The organism is Aquimarina sp. Aq78, assembly GCF_900299525.1.
Taxonomy (GTDB): Bacteria; Bacteroidota; Bacteroidia; order Flavobacteriales; family Flavobacteriaceae; genus Aquimarina.
Genome location: NZ_OMKA01000017.1, coordinates 94,898 through 102,791 on the forward strand (window position 1 = coordinate 94,898; position 7,894 = coordinate 102,791).

Consider the following 7,894-nt stretch of genomic DNA (forward strand, 5'->3'; position numbering starts at 1 on the left):
GCGATGCTCTACAAAAATTAAGAATCCATCAGTATTTATGGTAATTCAAAGCTTCATCACAAAGTTCTTATACAAAAAGTGGGTTAAAAGGTTTTAAGATAATGCTGTATAAAAGGCTTACACGCTTTTTTTAATCGAAAATTTTTGATGAGATAGTATCATCAATTTCACAATCCGACAAAAATTTATTTCGTTCTACTGTTTTTGAAAAATATATAATTCCAAATTGTTCTGGTTTGGCTTTGAAAACTACTGCAGAGTCTAATGGAAAAGCTTTCTTGGCTTCATATAAAGGAATATGAAATAACTGTTCACATTTTTCCAAATCATGGCTTTCTTGAAAATCGGCCCAACTACTGATCAAACCAAGCTTACATTGCAGTGCTTCACCAAATTTAGGTAAGGGCTTTGCTGTAGTTGGAACAGGTAATCCTGATTGAAAAGCCTTGCGAATATTAACTGGATGATGACCTGTATCATTATCGAATAGAAGTCCTCCTGCATAGTTTCCTGCATCATCACTACCAATATCCTTGATCCAACTCCTCAAATTAACTGCCATAATGCAAATACGTGAATTAGTTACCTTTGCAAAGCTTGAAGTAAGGATATCATTGGTTGAAATATAATCTACCCCTGATGTTGAATTTTCCTTAACTTGATTTTTGGCTGTATCGATTTTTTTGGGTTCTACATAAAATCCATAGCACTTTGTTTTTTTACCAAATATGGCTCCTTTCACTAAGTTTAAAATAAATGGTGCAGAATGAAAAAACTTAAATGATTTTTGACCCACAACTTCAGTCACCCTATCAGCAGCTTTTTGATTTCGTTGTGCTGCCAAGCGTTCCACAGGTTTATCAGTAAACAATTGGTTAAAGATCTTATAATACGTATATCCATCTGCTACCACATGAGAAATTGAAAAAACAAGAGCAAATCCTTTTCCCTGAGAATGCTGGTCAGGAACAATGGTCAATTTGGTTACAGGATCTGTTTTATTAATTAATTTCACTCCCTTTTTCACTATGGCAGGTTTGGATACTTTAAATAATTCCTCATATTTTGTATTAGATCCAATTTTAATATGAGAAGGATTATCAAGGAAAATACGTTCTATCACATTGTCTGGTATAGGTCCAGAAGGGTATGAAAGTTGTAAATTTTTATGTTTCTTATTTTTTACTAATCGTCCGGCCAACCAAGGGTTATCATCGATAATTTCTTTTAACCGGGCGCGTAGAACATTAGATGCGTGCGTTTGATCACCTTGATAAAAGGTTATTGTGGTTATTCCATTTTCACCTTTTATTATGGTAGATGATTCTTCTTTTAATAAGGGAATGACGGTTTCATTTATACTTTGCATAATCAATTTATCTTAAGTATTTATTAATATGTGCTATATTTCTTTAGTAAGCCAATGGCTTGATCTGTTGCAATGGATTCACTTTCTATCTGATTGACGAGATCTTCTATGATTTCATAATTATTGTTAACCTCTACAGGGCTATTTTCAATGACTTGTTTCGATTTTTCCTTTTTGATCCAATATCGCTCCTTGGCAAATGGATATTTGGGTAAACTGATGCATTTAGGTTTAACTTCTCCATAAAGCTTGTTCCAGTTTATTTTAAGGCCTTTAACCCATAACTCGAGTAACTTCGAAAGTTTTTTATTTGCTATCCATTTATCAATAGTTTCCTGTAAATCGGTATCTGAATTAAATATGGATATTGAGGTGTCATAGTGTTTTGCTTCTCCTTTATAAAAGCCTTCAATATTTCTTTCTGAATTAAGGTATGCCTCTAGTTTATCTACTAACTCCTCTACAGAACTCACAATAAACCCTAAACGCACCTCCATAACTTCTCGGGTTACTTGTAAGGAGTAGGCTATAGAAAGTAAATCAATAACATGATCAGGTTTTTTTATTAAAGTTAACAGGTCACTAACTTTGTGCAGTAATTGCTCCTCTGTTTTGGCAGATAGAACAATCATAACCTGTGTATCATCTTCAGGATTCGTGACAGAAGAAAATTCAGGAGCTGTTGGTGTTTTATACTCTTCAATGACTACATGAGCATTAGTACCACTACGACCAAAAGAACTTATGCCTCCCACACGAGATTTACCTTGTTCTTTTTCCCATTTCTTGGTCATCTTATTGATATAAAATGGACTGTTCTCCCAGCTTATATAATCATTTTCATCCTCACAGTTAATAGTAGCGGGTATTTTATTATGCTGCAGTCCTTTTAATAGGCTGACTACACTTACCAATCCCGAAGCGGCCATTGTATGACCTAAGTTACTTTTACAACTTGTTATGGCGCAATTAGTGGTTTGTTTTGAATGCGGTTGTTCTTTAATCAATTTTTTAAAAGCGTCATTTAAGGCATTAAGTTCAATGGGATCACCCAATTTTGTTCCTGTGCCATGAGCAATAATATGCGAGATGTCCCGGGGATTGATATTATAATTGGTATAGATATTTTTAATTAGTTCTTCTTGACTTTTACCGCTAGGTGCAGTAACTCCATTGGTTTTCCCGTCAAAGTTAATACCGCTGGCTTTGATCGTTCCATAAATAGGGTTGCCTGCTTCAATGGCTGCTGACAGAGGTTTTAGCATTAGCACTACAATAGCTTCACTAGCACCGATACCATTGGCTTTTTTAGCAAAGCTATAGCATTGACCATCTTCCGAAAGCATTCCTGCCTGGCTCATCTTAACATAGAATTTAGGTGATAAAATCAAAGAAGAGATACCGGCAACTAATGCTGATTCACATTCTCTGTTTCGTAAACTCATAATTGCCTGATGCATGGCTACCAATCCTGAAGAACAGGCTGTGTTGGTCGCAATTGTAGGGCCCTGTAAGTCCAGATAGTATGAAAGTCTGGAAGATATCATGGCATTGCCACTATTCCCAACTCCCTGTTCATCTGAAGTAAGTGAGCTATATTGGCTTTCTTCCATTCCTGCAAAAACACCTACTGGAGTTCCTCGTAACGATGACGGGTCTATTTGAGCATCTTCAATCGCTTTATACGCTTCAATTAAAAGCATTCTTTGGCCGGGATCCATGGCTTCTGCTTCTCTGGGTGTTATTTCAAAAAACAAAGGATCGAATTCATCCACATTGTTAATAAAACCTCCTTTATTAGTACTGATTTTATTATCTGAATCACCTGGTTTTGAGAAATAATCGCGCCAGTCCCAACGTGATAAAGGAACTTCACTAATACCACTCTCCCCCTTTTCTAACATTTCCCATAGTTGATCTGTTGTATCTGCGCCGGGGAAACGTCCTGACATACCTATAATGGCAATAGGCTCCTGATCCAAACTCGAAAAGTTTGAAGTATCTTTGGATTTAGTTTGTAAGAAACGTTTTCGGATTGATGTTTTATTTAATACCGGGTTTTTCACTGCTACCCGTTCTCTCTCAATCACTTTACTCTGTGATTTACTATAAAATTCTTCTAAGTGTTTATGATAATCTTCTACGAAGTAATCACTTAATTTCTCAATAGTGGAATAGTTATAAAATACCGCAGGGGTTATAGTAATAAAGAAATATGCTCTTAGTTCTTTGGCAAATGTTGTCAAACTGATAGAATCAAAACCGTAATCTGCCAGGTTGGTTACTCCATCCAGTTTCTCTGAAGGTATTTTCAAACTTGTAGATACAAGCTTGATCAGATCAGAATAGACACATTCTTTTAGAGAGAGGTCCTGATATTGTATTTTCCACCCTTTACTCATGTGGGAACGTTGGTTTTCAACATTCGACTGTGATTGACTCAGTTGTTCAGTTGTATAGGCACGATGTAAGAATTGTTCAACACGACTAGGTTTACCTTTGAGCGCCAGTATTTGTGTTTGATTGGATTGGATGATATCATTCCATATTGTTATTCCTTCTGATGTTTCGAGTACCTCCTGACCACTGCTTTTTAGATAAAAGGCAGCTTGCTCAAAATCGCCTTTACCCATACCTCCATCTTTCCAAAAAGGCCAGTTTATAACAATGGATTTTCCATTATTTTGAGTTTTCTGTTCACGGTAATTGGCATAAGCCATTAGAAAGCGATTTGCTATGGCATAGTCACAAGATCCAAAATCACCCAACATAGCAGCTGATGATGAAAAATAACATACAAAATCCAGAGGTTGTTTATTTAGTATTTCATCTAATATTATTATGCCTTTAGATTTAGGTTGAAGCACTTCATTGATGTTTTTTGTTGTTTTTTCATAGAAAACCTCAGAACCTTCAACTCCCGCTGTATGAATAATTCCTGATAGATTAAAAGGAAGTTTTTTTGCCCAAGACGTCATAGATTTTCTATCACTAATATTAACAGACTGATAATAAACTTCCTGAGCTCCTTCCTGTTTTAACTTATCGATCTTTTCCTTAATATCAGAGGTTAATGGTCTCCTACCAAGTAAGAGTAGTTTTGCCTGATATTCCTTGGCTAAATAACATGCTAACTCGAATCCTAGCTTTCCGATACCTCCGGTAATTAAATAGCTTCCATTCTTTCTAAGTACTGGTGTTTTTACAGTATTATTAAGATCAAATGGTTTGTATGACAGTTCAAACCTTTGCTGATCTTTATACCAAATTACTCCAGGATGTTGTACGGCATCTAATAATTGCTGAGGCGTACATCCAGATGAATCTGTATAAAGTAATGATATCTTTGAATTAGGTAATACTAATTTTAAGGAACGCTCAAAGCCTATCCAAGAATAATCCCAACATGTTTCTACAGATGCAGGATCATAGTTACCTACTAGCGTAATATCAACAGAATTGTCAAATTTTTTAATAGCTTTGAATACATTAAACAACGCATGAATACCTTTTTCCTTATTATTTTTTGCCCAAGTATATATTAGTCCAATAGACTTATTACTTTTATCGTTTACACCTTTAAGTACTTTTTGAATATCTATCACATTATTGAAGCGACAGTGATAAAGTTTGTCTGTGACCTTTTTGTATTTCTGTTCTTGAAATACAAAAATTGCTTTAGCAAACTGGTCAGTATTATCGCTATTTATGATACTCTCTTTAAACTCTTTATCTGCAAAAATGATAAGCTGCTTGTTATCGGGTAATGAAGTATCAAAAGTAAGAGGTTGATCTTGCCAATATTCCTTGAAAAATAATTCCTGAGAAGCTTCTTCTGACTGTAAGGCAGTATCACTATACTTGTCTTGATGTATATCAACTGCTTTTTCTACATTTTCTGAAGTATTAGTATCTACACTAAAATTTTGTAAAGATAATCCCCTCATTTCTATACAAACATTCCCTTGCTGGTCTATAAGATCAATATCTAGTATAAGATTAGTTACTTTCATATCCTTAACACGTACCCAGATATTCATTTCCTTAGTACAAGAAGATACGATACGTGCGGTATCTAAAGAAGCTAGGAATAATGGTTGGCTTATAGATTTCATATCTGTAATTAAACCGATACATGCCTGCATCACTCCTTCCATGATCGCAGGGTAGAGTATAAATCCATTCTGATCATTTTCTTCTAGAAGTGGTATGCTTACTTCTGCTAATAATTGATTATCTCCTCGATAAATAGTTGAGATTCCCTGGAGAGTAGAACCATAGACATGTCCTATTTGAGATAATTTTGCATAGATATCATTGGATTTCGAAGAAATCTGTTTCATTTCATCCTTGAGCTGGGAAATATCCAGTTTAGCGGTTATATTTTGATGGCTATAAGTGACTTGTCCCTGAAAATATACTTCCTGTTCTTCTTCAGTATTATAAATTTCAATATCTATTCGTTCATTTATACGATCTTCTCCCTCCCTTGCAAACAAGGCTATTTCAACTTCCTTTGTTTCCTCAACCACAATTGGTTTTGTACAGGAAATATGGTGTAATTCAATTATCGAAGATTCATTCTGAGGGGCATTAGCCAATATCATAGCAGCGCGAGCCATTTCCAAACAAGCTAATCCTGGTAGGACTTTATTATCATGAATCTTATTCTCTTTGATAAAAAATTCTTCACCATCAAATATGGTGCTATAGCTTTGCTGATGAAGGTCCGAAGTATTCTTATGCACTAATGGATGAAGTACTTCTAAAGTCTTTTCTTTCTCTTTTTTATCATTACCAAGTGTTCTTTCAATCCAGTATCGTTCTCTTGCAAATGGATACAATGGCAAGTTGATACGATTAGGTTTATGATCTCCGTAGAGTTTATCCCAATCCAACTCCAATCCTTTAACCCATAAATCCAGTAATTTCGATAATTGCCTCTGACGTATATATGTATCTATAATGGTTTCTTTCATCTCATCATCATTACTAATGATTCGTAAACCTTCTTTATTGCGCTTCACCTGACCCAAATAGACACCGTTTATAGCATCCTCTCCATTACCATAAGCTCTAAGCTTTTCTGTAAGTTGATCGATATCCTTCACCATAAAACCAAGGCGTTCCTCCATCGCTTCCCTGCCTACTTGTAAAGTATAGCTCATCTCAATCAAGTCCAGAGAACCTTTCTTCTCTTCAATATATCCCAGTAAATCAGAAGCCTTTTGTTTTAATTGCTCCTCAGATCTGGCTGATAAAGGAACTATAAAATCCGAGTATTGTGTAATGACCTGAACAGGTCGTTTAACCACTTTCTGGTTCTGAGAAACGTATTCGCCTATCACCAAATGAGCATTAGTGCCACTAAATCCAAAAGAACTGATCGCTGCCTGACGTTGTTGTGACTCCCTGACTTCCCAATCCCTTAAATCTGTATTCACATAAAAAGGACTATCCTTCAAATCGATATGCTCATTTAACTGTTCAAAATTTATAGTGGGTGGCAACTGTTTGTACTTCATCGCCTGTAGTACCTTAATAAACCCTGCCACTCCTGAAGCAGTTAAACAATGACCAATATTGCTCTTTACAGATCCCAGAGCACAATATTCTTTTTCCTCTGTGTATTTTTTAAACGACCTGCGTAATCCTTCTACCTCAATAGGATCTCCAAGCTTAGTACCTGTACCATGCGTCTCGATCAACTGAATTTTATTCGGATCTATATCAAATTGATCATACACCTGTTGTTCTAATTGTATTTGTGATTCTGTGTTAGGAGCCGTAATGCCATTGGTTTTTCCATCTTGATTAATACCCCACCCCTGGATAACCCCCAGAATAGTATCCTTATCTTTTTCTGCATCTTCCAATCTTTTTAGCATGACCACTCCAACTCCTTCTCCCGGTACAAAACCATTGGCACGCTGATCAAAAGTATGGCATTTACCATCTGGAGAGAGCATACCTGATTGTGAACTCATAATGTGCATCGAAGGTGTTGCCATCAAATAAACCCCACCTGCCAGAGCAGAATCAATATTGCCCGACACCAAGCCATCACAGGCATTGGCAATAGCCACCAGTGAAGATGAACAGGCTGTATCAATAGAGATACAAGGACCTTGTAAATCTAAAAAGTAAGAAATACGTGCTGCTAATATAGAACCGGCTGCACCCGTAAATCCCTGAGCACTCAATTGATGTTTTTTTGATTGTTGAAGATAGTCTCCAGCTGCACATCCTACATATACTCCACATTTACTACCCGAAAGCACATGTGGATTGTATCCTGCATGTTCTATCGTATGCCAACAAGCCTCCAAAAACAATCGTTGCTGTGGATCCATACTCTCTGCCTCAATAGGAGAAATATTAAAAAATAAGGGATCAAAAAGATCATACCCTTCCAAAGCGCCCATCCATTTGCTATAGGTCTTGCCTGCAACAGCCTCCCCTTTTTGATAATATTTATCAATATCCCAACGCTTTTTAGGAATCTCACTAATACAATTCTTCCCC

The 7,894-nt window shown here is 36.1% G+C and carries 2 protein-coding genes; both read right to left on the reverse strand.

Annotation, left to right across the window (positions count from 1 at the left end):
• Positions 1 to 130: 130 nt before the first annotated feature.
• Positions 131 to 1,369 carry a hypothetical protein gene (locus DG435_RS11255; RefSeq protein WP_106794055.1) on the reverse strand — a complete coding sequence of 413 codons (1,239 nt, stop codon included), beginning with the start codon at positions 1,367 to 1,369 and terminating at the stop codon, positions 131 to 133.
• A gap of 23 nt (positions 1,370 to 1,392) precedes the next feature.
• On the reverse strand, positions 1,393 to 7,894 hold a 6,502-nt coding region (locus tag DG435_RS11260), incomplete at its 5' end, for a type I polyketide synthase (protein ID WP_108840607.1).